General features: G+C 73.6%; 15 protein-coding genes. 10 read left to right on the top strand and 5 right to left on the bottom strand.

Going from position 1 to position 20,062, the window contains the following annotated elements; genetic code table 11:
- Positions 1-61 precede the first annotated feature (61 nt).
- From ACMATS_RS05050 to ACMATS_RS05040, 3 genes are all read right to left on the bottom strand, one after another.
- Positions 62-1,087 (bottom strand): 6-phosphofructokinase, encoded by a 1,026-nt coding sequence (locus ACMATS_RS05050; RefSeq protein ID WP_390778636.1) that lies wholly within the window; start codon positions 1,085-1,087, stop codon positions 62-64.
- A 101-nt stretch (positions 1,088-1,188) separates the two neighbouring features.
- Positions 1,189-1,917: a type 1 glutamine amidotransferase gene (locus tag ACMATS_RS05045; RefSeq protein ID WP_336417238.1), complete on the bottom strand. Its 729-nt coding sequence runs from the start codon at positions 1,915-1,917 to the stop codon at positions 1,189-1,191.
- Between the two features lie 26 nt (positions 1,918-1,943).
- On the bottom strand, positions 1,944-3,182 hold the full coding sequence (locus ACMATS_RS05040) for a MurT ligase domain-containing protein (RefSeq protein WP_390778637.1): 1,239 nt from the start codon (positions 3,180-3,182) through the stop codon (positions 1,944-1,946).
- A 165-nt stretch (positions 3,183-3,347) separates the two neighbouring features.
- On the opposite strand from ACMATS_RS05040, the gene def reads away from it, so the two are divergent.
- Entirely contained in the window at positions 3,348-3,917 is a 570-nt protein-coding gene (gene def / locus ACMATS_RS05035; RefSeq protein WP_390778638.1) for a peptide deformylase, read from the top strand.
- 143 nt (positions 3,918-4,060) lie between these two features.
- Here def and ACMATS_RS05030 read toward each other — a convergent pair whose 3' ends face one another.
- Positions 4,061-4,705: a TetR family transcriptional regulator gene (locus ACMATS_RS05030; protein WP_391149243.1), complete on the bottom strand. Its 645-nt coding sequence runs from the start codon at positions 4,703-4,705 to the stop codon at positions 4,061-4,063.
- 184 nt (positions 4,706-4,889) lie between these two features.
- Here ACMATS_RS05030 and ACMATS_RS05025 point away from each other — a divergent pair, with 184 nt between their 5' ends.
- The 5 genes from ACMATS_RS05025 (at position 4,890) to ACMATS_RS05005 (ending at position 9,081) form a co-directional block, all read left to right on the top strand.
- The gene (locus tag ACMATS_RS05025) at positions 4,890-6,119 is read left to right on the top strand and encodes an acyl-CoA dehydrogenase family protein (protein ID WP_390778640.1); all 1,230 of its coding nucleotides are present in this window, start codon (positions 4,890-4,892) and stop codon (positions 6,117-6,119) included.
- A gap of 237 nt (positions 6,120-6,356) precedes the next feature.
- Positions 6,357-7,586 carry a S8 family serine peptidase gene (locus tag ACMATS_RS05020; RefSeq protein ID WP_414167027.1) on the top strand — a complete coding sequence of 410 codons (1,230 nt, stop codon included), beginning with the start codon at positions 6,357-6,359 and terminating at the stop codon, positions 7,584-7,586.
- 131 nt (positions 7,587-7,717) lie between these two features.
- Positions 7,718-8,017 (top strand): hypothetical protein, encoded by a 300-nt coding sequence (locus tag ACMATS_RS05015; protein ID WP_336412320.1) that lies wholly within the window; start codon positions 7,718-7,720, stop codon positions 8,015-8,017.
- A 14-nt stretch (positions 8,018-8,031) separates the two neighbouring features.
- Positions 8,032-8,253, top strand: a complete 222-nt coding sequence (locus tag ACMATS_RS05010; protein ID WP_336412319.1) for a hypothetical protein — start codon at positions 8,032-8,034, stop codon at positions 8,251-8,253.
- 234 nt (positions 8,254-8,487) lie between these two features.
- The gene (locus ACMATS_RS05005) at positions 8,488-9,081 is read left to right on the top strand and encodes a DUF4352 domain-containing protein (RefSeq protein ID WP_414167026.1); all 594 of its coding nucleotides are present in this window, start codon (positions 8,488-8,490) and stop codon (positions 9,079-9,081) included.
- Here ACMATS_RS05005 and ACMATS_RS05000 read toward each other — a convergent pair.
- Complete coding sequence (locus ACMATS_RS05000) at positions 9,071-9,853, bottom strand: 4'-phosphopantetheinyl transferase family protein (RefSeq protein ID WP_414167025.1); 783 nt, start codon at positions 9,851-9,853, stop codon at positions 9,071-9,073. The two genes, ACMATS_RS05005 and ACMATS_RS05000, sit on opposite strands and share 11 nt — an antisense overlap.
- Before the next feature lie 413 nt (positions 9,854-10,266).
- Here ACMATS_RS05000 and ACMATS_RS04995 point away from each other — a divergent pair, with 413 nt between their 5' ends.
- The 4 genes from ACMATS_RS04995 (at position 10,267) to ACMATS_RS04980 (ending at position 20,029) form a co-directional block, all read left to right on the top strand.
- A complete protein-coding gene (locus ACMATS_RS04995) occupies positions 10,267-13,056 on the top strand; it encodes an AAA family ATPase (RefSeq protein WP_414167024.1) in 2,790 nt (929 codons plus the stop codon).
- 14 nt (positions 13,057-13,070) lie between these two features.
- On the top strand, positions 13,071-15,884 hold the full coding sequence (locus ACMATS_RS04990) for an AAA family ATPase (RefSeq protein WP_414167023.1): 2,814 nt from the start codon (positions 13,071-13,073) through the stop codon (positions 15,882-15,884).
- Entirely contained in the window at positions 15,881-18,646 is a 2,766-nt protein-coding gene (locus ACMATS_RS04985; protein ID WP_414167022.1) for an ATP-binding protein, read from the top strand. Before ACMATS_RS04990 ends, ACMATS_RS04985 begins: the two co-directional genes overlap by 4 nt.
- Before the next feature lie 336 nt (positions 18,647-18,982).
- A complete protein-coding gene (locus ACMATS_RS04980) occupies positions 18,983-20,029 on the top strand; it encodes a cytochrome P450 (protein ID WP_391149260.1) in 1,047 nt (348 codons plus the stop codon).
- Positions 20,030-20,062 lie beyond the last annotated feature (33 nt).

Below are 20,062 nucleotides of genomic sequence, written 5' to 3'. Positions count from 1 at the left end.
GGACCAATGCGCCTCGACCAGAGTAGAGGCGCACTCGCGGGGGATCAGCCGCGGGGTCGGCTCACAGCACGCACTCGACCTCGGCGTACCGGTCCTCCGGCACCGTCTTCAACTGCTCGACCGCATCGGCCAGCGGCACCAGTGTGATGTCGTTGCCGCGCAACGCCGTCATCATGCCGAACTCCTTGCGGTGCGCGGCCTCCACGGCGTGCCAGCCGAAGCGCGTGGCCAGCACCCTGTCGTAGGCGCTGGGCGTGCCGCCGCGCTGCACGTGCCCGAGGATGACCGGGCGGGCCTCCTTGCCGAGCCGCTGCTCCAGCTCGACGGCCAACTGCCGTGCCACACCGGCGAACCGCTCGTGCCCGTAGACGTCCGTGCCGCCGGTCTCGAACGCCATCGTGCCCTCGCGGGGCTTGGCGCCCTCGGCCACCACGACGATCGCGAAGCGCTTGCCGTCGGCGAAGCGCTTGCCGACCACCTCGGTCAGCTCCTCGATGTCGAAGGGCCGCTCGGGCACGACGATGGCGTGAGCGCCCGCGGCCATACCGGAGTTGAGGGCGATCCAGCCGGTGTGCCGGCCCATCACCTCGACGATGAGGACGCGTTGGTGCGACTCGGCGGTGGTCTTGAGCCGGTCCAGGGCGTCGGTCGCCACCCCGACCGCGGTGTCGAAGCCGAAGGTCACATCGGTCGAGGTGATGTCGTTGTCTATCGTCTTGGGCACGCCGACGACGGGCAGCCCCGCGTCCGACAGCAGCCGGGCCGCCTTCAGGGTGCCCTCGCCGCCGATCGGGATCACGGCGTCGATGCCGAGGCCGACGACGTGCTCCTTGGCGCGCTCGACACCGTCCCGCAGCTGTGCGGGCTGCACCCGCGACGAGCCCAGGATCGTGCCGCCCGTGGCCAGGATGCCGGCCACGTCCTCCAGACCGAGCGGCCGGTGGTCGCCTTCGAGCAGGCCCCGCCAGCCGTCGCGGAAGCCGACGACCTCGTCACCGTGGTCGACGACCGCGCGGTGGACGACGGACCTGATGACGGCGTTGAGTCCGGGGCAGTCGCCGCCGGAGGTGAGTACACCGATGCGCATGACAGGGAACCTTCACAACAGGGCCGGAGACCGGACCCCGTCGTCCGGTTGGATCCCCGCCACCCTAAATCAGAAGGGGTGACGGGGACCGGGACCGTCCGTCATGCGGGCTGTGTCGCCGCCGCGATCCGCTCGTTGCGCAGCGCCTCGTACCAGCGGTCGTCCACCGGCGGCAGGGCGTTGACGTCCAGCGCCAGCTTGATCAGCAGGTCCGCGATGTGCGGGTTGCGGGCCATGACCGGGCCGTGCATGTACGTGCCGAAGACCGTGTCGTTGAACGCGCCCTCGGTGCCGTCGCCCGTGCCGTTGCCCTTGCCGAAGCGCACCCGGGCGAACGGGCGGGCCGACGGACCCAGGTGGGTGACGCCCTGGTGGTTCTCGAACCCGGTCAGCGGGGGCAGGCCCAGCTGCGGGTCGATGTCGGCGAGCACGTCGCCGACGCAGCGCTCGCCCTCGCCGCGGGTGCTGATCACGTCCAGCAGCCCCAGGCCCTGCTCGCGCTGGCCCAGGTCGTTGATGAACTCGTGGCCCAGGATCTGGTAGCCGGCGCAGACCGAGAAGACGATCGCGCCGTTGGCCACGGCCCGGTTGAGACCGCCGTCGCGGCGCAGCCGCTCGGCGGCCAGCCGCTGCGGGCGGTCCTCGCCGCCGCCGATCAGGTAGATGTCGCCCGAGGTGGGGATCTGCTGGTCGGAACGGACGTCCAGGCGCTGGACGTCCAGCCGGCGCTGCTGCGCCCGCCGCTCCAGGACCAGGGTGTTGCCCTGGTCGCCGTAGGTGCTGAGCAGGTCGGGGTAGACCCAGACCACGCGCAGACTGTTCTGGCTCATGCTCACAATCCTTCCGTGGTGGGTCTTCAGTTGCCGACGCGGCGGCGGACGTCCTGGAACGCCGTGTAGTTGGCGATCAGCTCGATCCGGCCGGGCGGCGCCGACTGCACGGCCTCGTCCACGGTCTCGCAGACCCGGAACTCCACGCCCGCGACCTCCAGGCGCACCGCCAGGTCGAGCTTGCGGTCGCCGATGACGAAGATCGGGTGCCCGGCGAGCCGGGTGTAGTCGACGTCCCACAGCCAGGAGGTGTCGGTGCCGTCCGCGCCGCGGGCGTTCACCGAGAGGATCACCGGGGCCGGGGGGCCGTCGATCAGGGAGAAGGTCTCCAGCCAGCCGGCCGGGTTCTTCGCCAGCAGCAGCCGGACGTCGCGGCCCAGGAAGCTCACGGTGTCGTACCGGCCGGCCACCGCCTGCACCTGGTACATCCGCTCCAGCGCCACCTGCGGCGGCACCCCGAAGGTGGCGGCCACGGCGGCGGAGGTGGTGGCGTTGGCCTTGTTGGCCCGGCCCGGCAGCTGCAGGTGGATCGGCCACGCCGAGCCGTGCGGGTCGAGCACGTAGTCGCCGGACAGCGCCCAGCTCGGGGTGGGCCGGCGGAAGCCGCACTCGCCGCAGAACCAGTCGTCGCCGGGGCGCTGCATCACGCCGCCGCACGACGGGCAGGACCAGGCGTCGTCCTTCCACTCCTGGCCGACCGCCACCCACACCACGTTCGGCGAGGAGGAGGCGGCCCACACGATCAGCGGGTCGTCCGCGTTGGCGATGATCACGGCCTTGCTGCCGGTCAGGCCCTCGCGCCACTTCTCGGCCAGCATGCGGGTCTCCGCGGCGCGGTCGAGCTGGTCGCGCGAGAGGTTCAGCAGCGCTATGGCCTTGGGGTTCACGTCACGCGCGACGCCCGCCAGGTACTTCTCGTCCACCTCGATCACGCCGTAGCGCGCATCCGAGCCGCCGGCCAGGGCGGAGGTGATGCCCGCGGGCATGTTCGCGCCCAGTGCGTTGGACACCACCGGTCCGCTGGCCCTCAGCGCCTCGGCGATCAGCCGGGTCGTCGTGGTCTTGCCGTTGGTGGCGGAGACCAGGACCACGTCCAGGTGGGTCGCCAGCCGGGCCAGCAGGTCGGGGTCGAGCTTGAGCGCGACCTTGCCGCCGATCACCGATCCGCTGCCGCGCCCCGCGGCCCGAGACACCGCCGCAGCAGCCTTGCCCGCCGTCACGGCCAGCTTGGCCCGCGGCGACAGTGGCCCCGTGTTGCCTGCCATCGTCCTAGATCCTCCTTGCATCCGCGCCGGGCCCGATCCTGGTCCGCCGGTGGAACGCTCCCCCCGTGCCGAATCGCCGGCCAGGAGGCCTCGGTCAAGGATCAGCCTATCGAGATCCCGGCGGGGGCCCGAACCGGCCGCCTGCAGGAACGTACTCTTGAGCCCATGCGCAGAGGCTCGATACCCGGCAGTTCCGGACAAGTCAGACCCATGAGGCTCCTCGGGGACCGAGGTCTGGGCACCTCCTGCGCCGAGGTCACAGAATTCGGCCCGGAGCTGACCCGGCTTGTCGAGGACATGTTCGCCACGATGTACGCGGCGAACGGGGTGGGGCTCGCCGCCAACCAGATCGGGGTCGGCCTGCGGGTCTTCGTCTACGACTGCCCCGATGACGAGGACGTGCGCCATGTCGGCCACATCGTGAACCCGCGGCTGGTCGAGACCGGGGGCATTACGGTGCGCGGGCCCGAGGGCTGTCTGTCGCTGCCGGGCCTCGAAGCGGGGACCGAGCGGTTCGACGAGGCCGTCGTGGAGGGCGTCACCGTCGACGGTGCGCCCGTGCACGTGCGCGGCACCGGGTTCTTCGCCCGGTGCCTGCAGCACGAGTGCGACCACCTGGAGGGTGGCCTGTACACGGACCGGCTGACGGGGTTGCGCCGGTGGCGCACCCTGCGCGCTGCGCGCAGGGCTCCGTGGGCGGGGCGTACGGAGCTGTTGCGGACTACGGCCTCGTAAGCGGCCCCGTAAGGGGCGCGGGGAACTGCGCGAGCAACCCAAGGCGGCCTGCAGCCGAACCGCACGCCCCCAAGGGGTGGCTCGTCGGCTGCGGGCCGTCGGTGGCTGGTCGCGCAGTTCCCCGCGCCCCTTACGGGGCCCGGTCAGAACCCCGGGCCCCCCGCCAGGTCGCCCGCCACCGCCAGGCGGCCCCACAGCAGATCGGCCAGGTGCCGTACGAGCCTCCCGCGAGGGAACGGCCGCTCGCGGAGCCACCAGTCGCCCGCGGCGTGCATCATTCCCACGATCCCGTGGCCCCAGGCGCGCGCCAGCTCCGCGCCGTCCGGGCCCAGGTCGACCCGTTCCGCTATCACCTCGGCCAGCTCCTCGCCGAGCCGCCGCAGCAGCGGTGCGGAGTGGCGTCCCACGTCGAAGCCCTGCTCCGTGGGCTGCTCCTCCTCCGCGGGGTGCATCAGGAAGCGGTACACCTGGGGTCGCGCCTCGATGGCCGCGAGATAGGTGTCGAGCGTCGACTCGACCCGCTCGCGCCGGCCGACGGGCGCGTCGAGCGCCGCGCGCAGCCCGTCCAGCAGCGCCTCGGTGTGCCGCGCGGCGAGCGCCCGGTAGAGCCCGCCCTTGTCGCCGAAGTGCCGGTAGAGGATCGGCTTGGTGATCCCCGCCTCGGCCGCGATGGCGTTCATGGACGCCCCCGGCCCGTCCCTCAGCACCACCCGGTCCGCGGCCTCCAGCAGCTCCCTGCGCCGCTGTTCCGCCGCCCGCTGCTGATCGTCCCGCTGGCTGGTCTCCATATGACGTGCCTCCCCGCCCCTGTGGTTCATGGCGTCACGACCCGTGGTGCATGACGCCTGCGCAACGTAACACCCGCTCCACGCAACGGATTCGAGGGGCGGGCGGAGGCAATGGCCTCTTGACGCCTCCTACCGACGGGTAACATACTCGTGTTACCGATGGTAACGATGGCTGGGAGGGGACATGGCCGAGTTCGCCCTGGAGCTGAACGACGATCAGAAAGCCGTCCGGGACTGGATCCACGGCTTCGCCGCCGATGTGATGCGGCCGGCTGCCGCCGAGTGGGACGAGCGCGAGGAGTTCCCCTGGCCCGTCGTGCAGGAGGCCGCCAAGATCGGCCTCTATTCGCTCGACTTCTACGCCCAGCAGTTCTTCGACCCCACGGGACTGGGCATCCCCATGGCCCTGGAGGAACTCTTCTGGGGCGACGCCGGCCTGGGCCTGGCGATCACCGGCACCGCCCTGGCGGCGGTCGGTGTCCTCTCCAACGGCACCGACGAGCAGATCGGCACCTGGATACCGCAGATGTACGGCGACGCCGACGACGTGAAGGTGGCCGCCTTCTGCTCGTCCGAGCCCGACGCCGGTTCGGACGTCGCGGCGATGCGCACCCGTGCCGTGTACGACGGGGCCAGGGACGAGTGGGTGATCGACGGCACCAAGACCTGGGCCACGAACGGCGGCATCGCCAATGTGCACGTGGTCGTCGCCGTCGTCGACCCGGAACTCGGCCCGCGCGGCCACGCCTCCTTCATCGTGCCGCCGGGCACGGCCGGGCTCTCCCAGGGGCAGAAGTTCAAGAAGCACGGCATCCGCGCCTCCCACACGGCCGAGGTCGTGCTGCGGGACGTCCGGGTGCCCGGCCACTGTCTGCTCGGCGGCAAGGAGAAGCTGGACGAGCGCCTGGCACGCGCCCGCGAACGCGCCGCCGCGGGCGGCGGCGAGCGCGTGAAGAACGCCGCCATGGCCACGTTCGAGGCCTCCCGCCCGGCTGTTGGCGCGCAGGCGGTCGGCATCGCCCGGGCCGCGTACGAAGTGGCCCTGGACTACGCGCAGACGAGGGTGCAGTTCGGTCGCCCGATCATCGACAACCAGGGCGTCGCCTTCCAACTCGCCGACATGCGCACGCGGATCGACGCGGCCCGGCTGCTCGTCTGGCGCGCGTCCTGGATGGCGACCGCGGGCAAACCCTTCACGGCGGCGGAGGGTTCGATGTCCAAGCTGTTCGCGGGGGAGACGGCGAAGTCCGTCACGGCGCAGGCGATGCAGATCCTGGGCGGCAACGGCTACACCCGCGAGTACCCCGTGGAGCGGATGCACCGGGATGCGGCCATTTACACGGTATTCGAGGGGACGAGCGAGATCCAGCGGCTCGTCATCGCTCGGGCGGTTTCCGGTGTGCCGATCCGTTAAGGCGGCTTTATCTCCCGGCAGTTGAACGCAACACGTTTCCAAATTGCCGTCGTTCAAAGGGGTTTGTAGTTACGCAGCAACGTTGCCTATCTCACACCTCCTCGTGAAGGTTTGATCTGAGCGTGTCAAGCCTGACAGGGTCGTGGGCACCCGGACGCGGATCATCCGCTGTTCCGGGTGTTGTTGCGCGTGCACCGCGCAATCCCCCACACAACCGCACGAGGAGGAACCCTCGTTATGGCAACCCACAAACGCACCGGGAAGCGGCGTCTCGTTCTGGCGATAGCCACCGCAACCGCCGCAACGGCCGGAGCCACGCTGCTGGTTCTGCCCGCCGGTGCATCGACGCCCAAGGAGGGCACCGTCTACGGGACGGAGTCCAAGGGCGCCGTCGACGGCAGCTACATCGTCATGCTGAAGGACGGCAAGGGCATGGCTGCCGCCCAGGCCACCGGCAAGGAGAGCAAGAACCTCGCCGAGCGGTACGGCGGCAAGGTCAACCGCACCTACAGCTCCGCGATCCACGGCTTCTCCGCCAGCGGGCTGGACCGGACCGCCGCCAAGCGGCTCGCCGCCGACCCGGCCGTCGCGAAGGTGGTCCAGAACCACCGCTTCACCATCAGCGCCACCCAGGAGAACCCGCCGTCCTGGGGCCTGGACCGGATCGACCAGGCCGACACCAAGGGCGACGGCAAGTACACCTACCCGGACAGCGCGGGCGACGGCGTCACCGCGTACGTCATCGACACCGGCGTGCGCATCAGCCACAAGGACTTCGGCGGACGCGCCTCCTACGGCTTCAACGCCATCGACAACAACGACAACGCGGACGACGGCAACGGCCACGGCACGCATGTCGCGGGCACCATCGCCGGCACCGAGCACGGCGTGGCCAAGAAGGCGAAGATCGTGGCGGTCCGGGTGCTGGACGCCCAGGGCTCCGGCTCCACCGAGCAGGTCGTCGCCGGCATCGACTGGGTCACCAAGAACCACAAGGGCCCCTCGGTGGCCAACATGAGCCTCGGCGGCGGCGCGGACGAGGCCCTCGACGCGGCCGTCTCCAAGGCCATCGCCTCGGGCGTCACCTTCGCCGTGGCGGCGGGCAACGAGTCCACCGACGCGGGCAACAGCTCTCCCGCCCGGGTGAAGGAGGCCATCACGGTCGCTTCGAGCACCAAGGACGACCAGCAGTCCGACTTCTCCAACTTCGGCAGCGTCGTCAAGCTGTACGCCCCCGGCACGGACATCACCTCCGACTGGAACGACAGCGACTCCGGCACCAAGACCATCTCCGGTACGTCCATGGCCACCCCGCACGTGACGGGCGCCGCCGCGGTCTACCTCGCCGAGCACAAGGACGCCACCCCGGCACAGGTCCAGTCGGCACTGGTCGCGGCCGCCACCCCCGACAAGATCTCCAACCCGGGTGCGGGCACGCCCAACAAGCTGCTGCGCGTCACCAAGTAGCACCCCGAGCAGTACCCCGGCCGGCCGCTGCGCCCCACCCCCACAAGGGCGCGGCGGCCGTGCCGTGCCGTACCCGGTGCACCGTCCGCTACGGTGTCACCACCCACGAACCGCCGACGTCTGGAGGACCGATGAGCACCGGCCAGCCGTGGACGATCGACAGGATCGGCCACGCCCTGCCGCACCCGGAGCTGCGGGCCACCTTCATGCGCGAGGTGTCCTTCACCGACGTGCGCGAGATCGGTGCCGTCCTCGACCGGTGGGTCGCCTTCGTCGAGGCCTTCGAGGCGGAACGGCCCCGCCTCGAGCAGCTGCGGGAGCTCGTCCACGAGAACGGCCGGCCGCCGGCCGCCTATACGGCGGGTCTCATCGACGTCGCGCCGGACGAGCTGCACTCCGCCGCCGACCGCAACAGCCGGGGTGCCGCGTGACCTACCGGCTCCGCATGGACCCGACGCTTCACCACTCCTACAAGGGCCTGCCCGACGAGCCGCGCCGCGACCTCGCCGTGTGTCTCCTGGACGCCCTGATCGACCCCGTCGCCCACTCCGCGCCGTACGGCGTGGACGACGGCATCATGCGGATCATTGCCCGTGGGCGGGTGGCGGGCGTCATTCTCATCGGTGCCGACACCATCACGTTGGTGCAGCTCACCCACGTCGGCTGAGGGGGGCTCCTTCCCGGGGCTTCGCCCCGGACCCCGGGTGGTGTGTCGGCTGCAGGCCGTTGGTGGCTGGTCGCGCAGTTCCCCGCGCCCCTTACGGGGCGCGGTCACCGGAGCGTCGGATTTATCGCGGACATGTCACAGAACGACGACAGGGCCCCCTCGTGGACGATCTTGGCTCGAAAGTGCCGTAAGAATTGAGCCCGTCACCAACGAACCACCCACGGGGGAAACATCATGCGCCGTCCGCTCGCAGCCGCTGCCGTCGTTCTCGCGATAGCAGTCTCGGCCACCGCCTGCGACGACAACACCAAGCCCGCCGACGACAAGGGCGCCAGCTCGCAGGCGCCGTCGAATCCGGCACAGGGGACCGGGGGCACCGCACAGGACCAGGGCAAGGGCGGCCAGTCCGGTGCCCTCGGGGTCAAGAAGACCATCAAGGGGACCAAGTCCGGCGAGCAGCTCGACGTGACGCTCAAGAACTGGGTGGATCCGGCCAAGAGCGACAACAAGTACACCCCGCCGAAGCCGGGCAAGAAGTACGTCGCCGCCCAGTTCGAGATCGTCAACACCGGCACGGCGCCCTACGCCGACAGCCCGACGAACAGCTCGCGGGTCATCGACGCCCAGAACGAGCGCTACAACGCCAGCGTGCTGTCCAGCATCGCCGAAGGGCCGTCCCTGGCCGCCGACCTGAAGCTGGCGACGGGTCAGAAGACCGAGGGCTGGGTCGTCTTCTCGGTGCCCGAGAACGCCACGGTGGCGTCCGTGGAGTTCTCGATGGACTCGGGGCTCTCCAAGGACGCCGCGCACTGGACCCTCAAGAAGTGACGCACAGCCCCTGCGGGCTCAGCCGCTTCACTTCGTAACGGCTGGTCAGCGGGCCGCGTACGGCGGCGGCCGCGTGGCCCGCACCGACCGGCACGTCGACGATGGTCCAGCCCGCGGGCCAAGGAGGTGTGCCGGGGCCGCCGTTGCCCAGGTAGTCGAGGTCGGGGGAGCGGCCGAGGCCGGTGCCCAGGCCCTTGAGGTAGGCCTCCTTGCGCACCCACAGCCGGGTGAAGACCGCCGGGCGGCGCACCGCGGGCGCGGCCATGACCTCGCGGTGCTCGGCGGGGTGGAGTGCCTGGGCCACCTGGTCGACGGTGCGCCCGGCGGCGAGCTGCTCGGTGTCGACGCCCACCGGGGCGGCGGCCACGCCGACGAGCACGAGGTTGCCGCCGTGGGACATCGAGAAGTGCGGTGCCCCGGCGGCCTGCACGGCGGGCCGCCCGTGCGGCTTGCCGCAGCACGGGCACGGCTCGCGGGTGAACTCCACCTCGCCGGGGGCGACGCCCAGATAGGCGCCCAGCACCCGGCGCAGCATGAGGTGTGCGGCCACGTACTTGGCGCGGTCGAGGTCGTGGACGAAGCCCTCGGCCCGTTCGCGTTCGTCCGCGTCCAGCGGGGAGCGGTCCGGGGCGGCGGAGCGCAGCCAGGCGTCGGGGGTGTGCAGCAGCCAGAGGTCCAGGGCCCCTTCGGCGGGCCGGGGCAGGGCCTCGGGCCAGGGCGCGACGGGGGAGGCGTCCGGACGGAGGGCGGCGGGGTCCAGGTGAAGCTGCACGGGTCGCTCCGGTGTTTCGGTGACGGTGCTTTCGGCGGCGGGGTCGTACCCGGCCGTGCGGGCAGAATGACGCAGCGTACCCGAGTCATATGTCCGGCGGATATCAGGTACGCCGAACACGAGTATTTTCGGGCTCAATTCGTCACGTCATGGTCACGTATGGACTCGGTGCAATCAGGGCACATCCCGGGCCCGGAGGGAACCTGGACGTCCGACTTCGGCCATAGGCCGTCTTTATTCTGGCTCAAACGTGGTGGGTGGCCACGAGTTCCCCTGTTACCGTCGTTTCCGATCTTGGTCGTGCAAGTCGGCTCTTTCGGGACCGACTTGCGGAACGTCGCCGGACAATCCGGCATCTTCCCCTACGACCAGGCGCCAGAGGTCGCGTGTGGCTTCATGAAAGAGGAAACACTGTGGCGGTCACTCACGAGACAGAACAGGTCTCTCCCCGGATCCCCGTAGGCCGCTCCACCGAACTGAACACCCTGCTGCGGCAGGCCGCCCGGGCCCGGGCGGGCTCCGCCCGCGCCGTCCTCGTCCGCGGCCCGGCCGGAATCGGCAGAACCAGTCTGCTGTCCGCCGTCGCCGACCGCCTGCAGGCGGACGGAGTGACCGTACGGCGCTTCGGCGGACGCCCCGACGACAACGACGGCACGGCACCCCGCCGCGCCGTCGACGTGCTTCTCGCCCCGCACTCCGACTCCGTCCCCGCCGACCCGCACGCCGACCGGCGCCGCCTCCACGGGCACCTCCTCGGCCTGCTGTCCGCCGGCCCGCTGGCCCTCGTCGTCGACGACGCCCAGTGGTGCGACGAAACCTCCCTGCGCTGCCTCGACTTCGTCCTGCGCCGGGCCGCCGCCCGCCCCCTGTTCGTCCTGCTCTCCCAGCGCACCGAGTGCGAGGGCCCCGGCGCGCCCGTCCTCGCCGAACTCCTCGCCCACGACCGCTGCGCGCTGCTCGAACTCGGCCCCCTGGACCGCTCCGAGGCGGCCCGCATGGTCGAGAGCGCCCTCGGCGGACCCGCCGACGACCTCTTCGTCCGGCGCTGCTCGGAGGTCAGCGGCGGCAACCCCCTCGTGCTCGGCCGGCTGCTCGCCGGGCTGCGCGGCGCCGGCGTCCGCCCCGACACCGCCGGACTGCGCCGGCTCGGGGCGGTGCGCGAGGGGATCCTCGCCTCGATGGTCCCCGACCTCCTGGCCGGACAGCCGCGCCACGTACGCCGGGTGGCGATCGCCCTGGCCGTCCTCGGCCGCGGCGAGGCCGACCTGCTCGGCGCGCTCTGCGGTGTGACCTGCACCCGCGTGGAGCCCGCCCTCGGCGACCTGCGCCGGGCCGAGGTCGTCCTGCCCGGCGCCCCCGCCGAGATGCGCGACGCCGTCCGCGAGGCCATCCTCGGCGGCATCGCCGCGCCCACGCTCCAGCAACTGCGCGTGCGCGCCGCCCGCGTCCTCAGCGACGCCGGACGGCCCGCCACCGAGGTCGCCGACCAACTCGTGCTCCTGGAGCGGCTCGACGAGCCCTGGATGCTCGCCGTGCTCCGCGACGCCATCGCCGAGTCCCCCAGCCGGGCCGCGACCCGGGCCGCCGTCCGCTGCCTGCGCCGCGCCCTGGAGTCGCGGCTGACGGCCGCCGAGCGCAAGGACGTCCACGTCGAACTGGCCCGGGCCTCCGTCCCGACGGCCCCCGCCACCGCCCTGTGGCACCTGCGCCAGGCCCTCGCCACCGCCGCCGGACCCCGCGAACAGGCGCCCATCGCCGTGGAGTACGGCATGGCGGCCCTGGGCACCCGCTGCGCCCCCGACGCCGTCCGCGCCCTCGGCCACGTCCTCGACGGCCTCACCGGCGAGATCGGCACCGCCCCCGCACCCGCCGACCGCGAGCTGCACACCACCCTCGCCTCCGCCCTGCTGGTGACCGCCGTCAACGACAGGACCGCGATGTCCGTGGCCCGCGAACGGGCCGCCTCCTGGCCCGTGCCGCAGGGGGACAGCCCCGCCGAACGCCAACTGCTCTCCGCCCTCAGCACGTTCGCCGCACTGGAGGGCCGCCCCGCCGAGCAGGCGGCCGCCCTCGCCCGGCGGTCCCTGCGGGTCGAGGAGGCCGCCCCCGCCGGGTGGTGGGTGCTGGGATCCTCCCTCGTCCTCTCCCTGGCCGACGCCGTCGACGAGGCCCATGCCGGCCTGGAGCGCTCGCTGACCAACGGCCAGGCGCGCTACGCGCCGTGGATGCAGGTCGCCGCCCTGGCCGGACGCTCGCACACCCTGCACGGCACCGGCGACGTCACCGGCGCGCTGCACGACGCACGGGCCGCCGTCGCGCTCGCCGAACAAAACGGGATGACCGGTTCGGTGCCCCTGGCCCACATCGCCCTGGGCAACGCCCTGCTCTCCCAGGGCGAGGCCGGCCCGGCCCGCACCGTCCTCGACCGGATCGCCCGCGCCGGCGACAACCTGGAGGCGCGCGTCTGGGAGTGGCACCAGTACCTCTACGCCCGCGGCCGGGTGCTGCGCGAACTCGGCGACCTGGACGGCGCGCTGGACGCCTGGCAGCGCTGCGGGGACAGCCTGGACGAGGCCGGGGTGGCCAACCCCGTGCTCGCCCCCTGGTGGCTGCCCGCCACCGACACCCTCGTCCGGACGGGCCGCACCGCGGAGGCCGCCGCCGTCGCCGAGCAGGCCCAGGTGCAGGCCCTGCGCTGGGGCACCCCGCGCGCCCTCGGCCTCGGCCTGCTCGCCGCAGCCGCCGTGGCCCGGGGCCGGGCCCGGCTGCAACTGCTCGGCGAGGGCGTCGACGCCCTCGCCGCCTCCCCGGCCCGCCTGGAACTCGCCAAGGCCGAGTACCTGCTGGGCCGCGAACTGCTCGGCCGCGACGACGCCCGCGGGGCCCGCCACCACCTGCGCCGGGCCATCGAACTGGCCACCCGCTGCGGCTACCACGTCCTCGCCGCGCTCGCCCGCGAACTGCTCGTCACCGCGGGCGGCCGGATGCCGCAGCTCGCCACCAGCCCGCTCGACTCCCTCACCGAGAGCGAACGCCGCGTCGCCGCCCTCGCCCAGGGCGGGGTCAGCAACAAGAAGATCGCGGAAGCGCTGTTCATCACCACCCGCACCGTGGAGATGCACCTGACCAACGTCTACCGCAAGCTGGCCGTCCGCGGCCGCGCCGACCTGCCCGGCGGCCTCGGCCTGGCCGCGGGCCACTGACCGTACGGGGGGACATGAGACGCACGACAGCGGCACCGCCGGGCGGCGTCCCGGACGGGAGGTCACCGCTCCCCGGACGCCGGGACGAAGAGGACCTGCTGCACTCCCTGCTGCAGGACCTGCGGCAGGGCCGGCCCGCCCTCGTCGGCGTGCAGGGCCCGCCGGGCATCGGCCGCAGCGCCCTGCTCGACCGCGCGGCCGTCCTCGCCGAACGGGCCGGCGTGCGGACCGTCGCGGCCCAGGCCTGCCGCGAGGAGACGGACCTGCCCCACGCCGTCGCCGAACAGCTGCACGCCGCCCTCGGCACCGGCCGGCAACCGGCCGAGCTCTGCGCGGCGTTGCTCGCAGCCGCCCGGGAACGGCCCCTGCTCGTCGTCGTCGACGACGTCCAGTGGGCCGACACACCCTCGCTGCACGCGCTCCAGGCCGTGGCCCGCCGGCTCGCCGGCACCTCCCTGATGCTGCTCACCGCCCGCAGCGACGCCCTGCCCCCGGGCCCGGACGACCGCATCGAACCCTGCCCGCTGGCCGACGGCCGCGCCGTCGCCCGGCACACCCTCGCCCTCGGCCCGCTCACCCAGGACGCCGTCGGCGAGGTCCTGGCCCGGGCCTGGAGCACGGTGGTGGACCCCGGCTTCCGGGAGGCGGCGGCACGAGCCGTCGGCGGCAACCCCGCCGTACTGCGCTCGGTCGTCCGCCGGTTCGGCCGGCACGGCTGGCGCCCGTGGATCGACCACCTGCCCCACCTGACCGACAGCGCCGCCGAGGCCGTCCGCGAACGCACGCTGCGCACCCTCGCCGTGCTCCCCGAGGAACTCCTGGACGTCCTGCGCGTCGTCGCCGTGGCCGGACAGGACTGCAGCACCGGCATGATCGCCTCCCTCGCCGAGCCCCGCACCACCGGCGCCGCCCGCGCCCTCACGCTGCTCTCCGGCACCGGCCTGCTCACCCCCGGCCCCCGGCCCGCCTTCCGCGAACCCAAGGCGGCCGAGGCCGTCCTGGGCCGGCTCAGCACCGAGCGGCGCGAGGAACTGCACGCCCGCGCCGCCGACTGGGCGCACCGGGTGGCCGTCCCCGACAGCGGCGTGGCGCGGATGCTGCTGGGCGCACGGGTGCTGGGCGCCGCCTGGGCGGTGGACGTCCTGCGCCGGGAGGCCGCCCGCTGCCGCATCGCCGGGCGGGGGACCGCCGCGGCCCGGCTGCTCCAGCGCGCCCTGCGCGAGCCGATGCCCCCGCCGCTGCGCGTGCGGCTGCTGACCGATCTGAGCGCGGCCGTCCTGCCCTCCGAGCCCGAGGCCGCCGACCGGCACCTGCGCCAGGCCCTGCTCGTCCCCGCCCACGCCGACGCCGGGCCCTCCTGGGTACGGGCCGCCGAACTCCTCGTGGCCCGCGGCGACGTCGTCGCCGCACAGCCGCTGATCGCCCAGTGCATCGGCCGGACGGAACCGGGCTCGGCGGACCGCGCCGCACTGCGCGCGCTGTACTGGCTCGCCGAGCAGAGCCAGCCCGAAGCCGTCCACGAACTGGACCGGCCCCCGGTCGACGAGCTCCCGGAGCTGCCCGAGCAGCCCGCCGAAGCGGCCGTGGCCGCCTGGCGCGCCGCCCTGCTCGGCCGCGACGTCACCCGCACCCGGCAGCTGGCCCGCGCCGCCCTCGCACCGGAGGCCCGGGCGGTCGTCCCGCCGACCCTCCAGGTGGCGGCCTGTCACGCGCTCGTGCTCAGCGGCGACTTCGCCGAGGCCCGCGCCGCCCTCGACCGGGTGCTGGTGTACGCGGAACACACCGACTCCCGCGCCGTCGCCGGGCTCGCCCTCCTCGTCGCGGGCCTCACCGAACTGCGCCGCGAGCGGCCCGACGCGGCGAGCGTCGCCCTGGACCGGGCCCAGGAGGTCATGCCCCCGCACTGCTGGCACCCGCTGATGACCCCGGGCCTCATCGCCCTCAAGGCCCTGCTGTTCCTGGAGCGCGGCGACCGGAGCGCGGCCGAACGGACCCTCGCCCTGGCCCGCCCGGCCGGCGCCGAGGGCGGCCTGGCCTGGGCCTACCTGCTCTACACCCGCGGCCGGGTGCGGCTGGCCGACGGGCAGCGCGAGCAGGCGCTCGCCGACCTGCTGGAGTGCGGGCGGCTGCTGCTCTCCCGCCAGGTCCTCAACCCGGCGCTGCTGCCCTGGCGTTCGGCCGCCGCCCTGGCCCACGGCCCGGAGCCGGACGGCCCGGCGGCCGCCGAACTGCTCGCCGACGAGCGCCGCCTCGCCCTCGTCTGGGGCGCCCCCGGCATCGTGACCGAGGCCCTGCTCGGCACCCTCACCGGCGGCCGGCTGCACCACCCGCACCCGGCCGCCGGGGCACCGGCCAGCTGGCAGTACCGGCAGGCGCTCGTCGCCCTGGGCACCGCACCCTTCTCCGGCCACCGCACCATCGACTCCCTGCTCGGCAGCGGAGCCACGGCCGCCCGCCCGGCCCCCGCCGCGGAACGGCCCGCCGCACCCGCGCCGGGCACGCCGCACGGGCTGACCGACGCCGAACTGCGCGTGGCCGCACTGGCCGCGGGCGGCCTGGCCAACCGCGCCATCGCCGCCGAACTCCAGGTCACCCTGCGCACCGTCGAACTCCACCTGACCAAGGCCTACCGCAAGCTGGGCATCCGGGGGCGCCTGCAGCTGGCCGTAGCGCTGGGCGACCCGGAGGGTGCCCGACGGGCCGGCACGGGCCCTGCGGCTCCCCCGGCCACCGCCGGGGGAGCCCCCGGCACGGCACCTCGCCACGCACAGACACAGCAGGGCCCGCACCGGCCCGTCGGGCACCCCCTACCCATGGAGACACCATGACCCCCCTGCTGTTCGACCGGCAGCACGAACTCGACCTGATCACCGCCGCGATGGAGGGCGCGGAGCGGGGCGCCGGATCCCTCGTCGTCGTCACCGGCGGCGTCGGCAACGGCAAGACCGCCCTGCTGCGCGCCCTGCCCGCGGCCGCCGAGCGGCGCGGGATGCAGGTCCTGACCGCCAGCGGCGCCGTGCTCGAACGGGACTTCCCGCTCGGCGTGGTGAGCCAGCTCCTGGACCCCCTGCTGACCGGAACGCCCGCCGACCCGCTCTGCGACCCCTCCGGCCCCGAGCGGCACGGCGAACTGCTCTCCCTGGTCGCCGAGCGCAGCGCACGCACCCCCCTGCTGATGCTCGTCGACGACCTCCAATGGGCCGACACGCCCTCGCTGCGCTGGCTCGGCCTGCTGGCCAAGCGGCTGGGCGGCCTGCACGTCGCCGTGGCCGCCACCGTGCGCGAGGGCGACCCCGGCGCCGACGAGCCCCGCGTCCACGACATCACCGACCGCGCCGCCCACGTCGTGCGCCCGGGCCCGCTGTCCCCGGCGAGCACCGCGGCCCTGGTCGCCGACCGCTTCGGACGGGCCGGCGACTTCGCCTATGTGACGGCCTGCCACGAGGCCACCGGCGGCAACCCGATGTTCCTCACCGCCACCCTGGCCGCCCTCGCCGGCACCGGCGAACCCGTGGCCGCCCGCGCGCACACCGTGCGCGAGCCCGGCCTGGCCTCCCTGCGCGAGCGGCTCGCCGTCGCCCTGCGCTCCCAGCCTGCGCCCGTGCGCGAACTCGCCAAGGCCCTCGCGGTCCTGGACGAGGCCGCCGACCCGGAGCTCGCCGGCCGCCTCGCCGGACTCGACGGCATCGGCCGCGAGGAGGCCGTCCGGGGGCTGCGCCGGCTCGGACTGCTGGCCGACGGGCCCGGCCTGCGCTTCGTCCACCGGGCCGTGCGCGACGCCGTCGAGGAGTCGATGACCCCCGCGGAACAGGAGGACATCCACGTCTACGCCGCGCTGCTCCTGCACAGCGCCGGCCACTCCGCCGAACTGGCAGCCACCCAGCTCCTCGCCGCCACCTCCTGCCACGACACCTGGGCCGTCGAGGTGCTCCGGGCCGGCGCCACGACCGCCGTACGGCGCGGCGCACCCCGGGACGCGGCCCGCTACCTGCGCCGCGCCCTGCTGGGCAGCGCACCCGCCGGGCCCGACCGGGCGGCCCTCCTGGTCGAACTGGCCACCGTGGAGCGCGCCTTCGACCCGCAGGCCGCCATGCGGCACCTCTCGCAGGCCCTCCTGCTGCTGCCCACCGCCGCCCAACGCGCCCTGGCGGCCGCCCGGATACCGCCCTCGCTGCTCGGCGGCTGCCCGCCGCCGGTCGTCGACGCGGTCGTCAAGCTGGCCGCGGAACTGGGCGACCCCGGGTCCCTGCGCGGCACCGAACGGCAGATGGCCCTGCGCATGGAGGCCAGGGCCCGCCACGTGGCCGTGGCCGGACCCGAGGAACTGGTCCTGAGCGCCGACCGGTTGCGCACCCTGGGCCCCGTACCCCGCCTGGACACCGCGGCCGAGCGGGAGCTCGTCACGGTGCTGCTGCACGGCGCCACCCTGACGCAGCGCATGACCGCGGCCGAGGTCGCCCCGCTGGCCAACCGCGTCCTGCAGTACGAGCCCGCCGCACCGGGCCACGTGCACACGGCCCTGCCGCTGCTCGCCCACGTGCTCGTCGCCGCCGACTCCGTCGAGGCCGTCGGCTCCTGGCTGGAGACCGCGCGCGAGCGCGCCCGCAGGGAGAACGCCACCGTCCCGCACGCCGTGATCTCCCTCGAACTGGCCCACGTCCTGCTCGCCCAGGGCCGGCTGGAGGAGGCCCGCGCCCGTGCCGAGGAGGCCCTCGACCTGGGCATCGCCGACTGGGCGACGCTCCAGGCCATGACCGCCGTCGTGCTGGTCACCCTGCAGACCCGGGACGCCGAGCTGGCGCGGCGGCTGCTCTCGCACCGCCGCGAGGGCGACGGGCACGGCTACCGGCCCTCCTCGCTCCAGCTCATCCGCGGCTCCAACGCGGCCGCCCGCGGCGACCTGCCCACCGCCCTGGAGTACTTCCTCGACTGGGGCCGCTCGGCGGAGCGCGCCGACTGGTGCAACCCCGCGGTCTTCCCCTGGCGTTCGTGGGCCGCCGGGCTGCACTACCGGCTGGGCCGGCAGGACCACGCCCACGACCTCGTGGACGAGGAGTACGAGCGCGCCGTGGCCTGGGGCACCCCCGTGGCCATCGGCCGCGCCCAGCGCGTCAAGGGCGCGGTCACCGAGGGGGAGCGCGGCATCGAGCTGCTGCGCGAGTCCGCCGCCACCCTGGAACATTCGGTCAACGCCATGGAACGGGCCCGCACCGCGCTGCTGCTCGGGCGGCGGCTGCAGACGGCGGACCGGCCCGCCGAGGCCGAGGTGCGGCTGCGCCAGGCCCGCGACCAGGCCCTCGCCTGCGGTGCGCCGTGGATCGTGGAACGGGCACGTCGCGAACTGCACGCCATGGCCTCCGGCCAGACCTCGCTGGCCGTCGAGGCCCTCACCCGCACCGAACGCCGGGTCGCCGGGCTCGCCGCCCACGGAGCGTCCAACAAGGACATCGCCGAGCAGCTGGAGGTCAGTTCACGGGCGGTGGAGAAGCACCTCACCCGCGCCTACCGCAAGCTCCAGGTGGCGGGCCGGGCGGAACTGGCCGCCGTCGCCCACCTGTTGCCCGGCCCGGCGGGGACGGCCCGAGGGTAGGGCCTGCCCCGGCCCCGGCGGTGCGGGACCGAACCGTACCGAAGCCCCGACCCACCGGTACCCCCGGTAACCGAACCCCGCGCCCGTTCCCGCAGGGTTAGCCTGCCGGGGACCGATCTCGTTGACAGTCCTCACATCGCCTTCATACGGTCATTTCGACGGCGCCGATCCATGGTCGTGCACCTCTGGAGCGCATGCACACAGGAAGAATGCCAACCCCGTGAAAGGGCCTACATGACCCAGGCCGCGCCGGTGACCTTCTCGACAGCCCGCGAGAAATACTTCGGTCCGCCGGCGGAAATGCAGTCACTGCGGCAGAAGGCCCCCCTCACGCGCATGGCATTCGCCGACGGCCGCCTCGGCTGGCTCGTCACCGGATATTCCGCCGCGCGCACGGTGTTATCCGATTCCCGTTTCAGCGCCCGCGGAGAACCTGACCACCCGCCCGTTCCCCGCGCCGCGACCCTGGAAGAACACCCGCACTGTCGCACGCTCCTCACCGGACAGTTCACCGCACCCCGGATGCGGCAGCTGACCGGGTGGACCGAGCGGATCACCCGCGAACACCTCGACGCCATGGAGACCATGGGCTCCCCGGCCGACCTCGTCGAGCACTTCGCCCTCCCCGTCACCTCGCTCGTCATCGCCGAACTCCTCGGCGTGCCCCGCGCCGACCGGGAGGAGTTCCAGCACGACGCCCGCCTGTGGAGCAGCTTCGGCCGGTCCACCGAGGAGGTCACCGCGGCCTTCGTCTCCCTCGGCGCCTACCTGCTCCGACTGGTGCGGCTCAAGCGCGCGGAGCCGGCCGACGACCTCCTCGGAGGCCTGGTCGCCGCCGACCCCGGGCTCACCGACGAGGAACTCGCCTCGATCGCCTTCCTGTTGCTGGTCGCCGGCCACCAGACCACCGCCCACCAGCTCGCCCTCGGCACCTTCCTGCTGCTCGAACACCCCGACCAGCTGGCCGCCCTGCGTGCCGACCCCTCCCTGGCGGAGAGCGCGGTGGAGGAGATGCTGCGCTACCTCAGCATCGTCCACCACGGTCCCACCCGGGCCGCGCTGGAGGACACCGAGATCGAGGGCACCCTCGTCAAGGAGGGCGAGGTCGTCGTGGTCTCGCTCAACGCCGCCAACCGCGACCCCGCACGCTTCGAGCGGGCCGAGGCCCTGGACGTCTCCCGTGCGGACACCGGCCACCTCGCCTTCGGGTACGGCATCCACCAGTGCCTCGGCCGGCAACTGGCCCGCATCGAACTGCGCGTCGGCCTCACCGCACTCCTCGAACGCTTCCCGCGACTGCGCCTGGCCTGCCCCGCGGAGGAGATCCCGCTCCGCCACGACATGCAGGTCTACGGCGTCGACCGGCTGCCGGTCGCCTGGTGACCGTCCCCGTCACCCCCCGAACCACCTTCCCCA

The organism is Streptoverticillium reticulum (genome assembly GCF_047456005.1).
Taxonomy (GTDB): Bacteria; Actinomycetota; Actinomycetes; order Streptomycetales; family Streptomycetaceae; genus Streptomyces; species Streptomyces reticulum.
This window is presented reverse-complemented; position numbering and strand designations above follow the sequence as displayed.